A 514-nucleotide genomic window follows, 5' to 3' on the forward strand; every position below is an offset into this window, starting at 1 on the left:
CCGCTACACCAACGGCGTGTGCATGGCGCATGACGGCAAGTCGTTGTTCTTCGCCGAAAGCTGGGCCTGCCGCGTGCACCGCTACTGGCTGGAAGGGCCGAAGGCCGGCACAGCCGAATGCGTCATCCGCGACATGCCGGGCTATCCCGATAACATCAACCGGGCGTCGGACGGCAATTACTGGATGGCGTGGCTCGGCATGCGGACGCCGAGCTTCGACCTGTCGCTGCGCCACCCCGATATGCGCAAGCGCATGACGCGGCGCCTGCCGCAGGACGAATGGCTGTTTCCCAACATCAACACCGGCGGCGTGGTGAAGTTCAACGAGAAGGGCGGGATCGTCGAGACGCTCGGCGATCTGTCCGGCAATGCGCATCCGATGGTCACCTCGATGCGCGAGCACAAGGGCTACCTGTTCGTCGGCGGCATCCTCAACAACCGCATCGGGCGCTACAAGATCGCCGGCGCCGACCCGAACTGGACGAGCCCCGCTTCCTATTGGGGAGGCAAGCCA

At 64.8% G+C, this 514-nt stretch carries 1 pseudogene; it reads left to right on the plus strand.

Going from position 1 to position 514, the window contains the following annotated elements:
* Positions 1 to 514, plus strand: a pseudogene (locus EOD07_RS36910) (SMP-30/gluconolactonase/LRE family protein); the annotation flags it as partial.

The sequence above is a fragment of the Mesorhizobium sp. M2C.T.Ca.TU.002.02.1.1 genome, assembly GCF_003997225.1.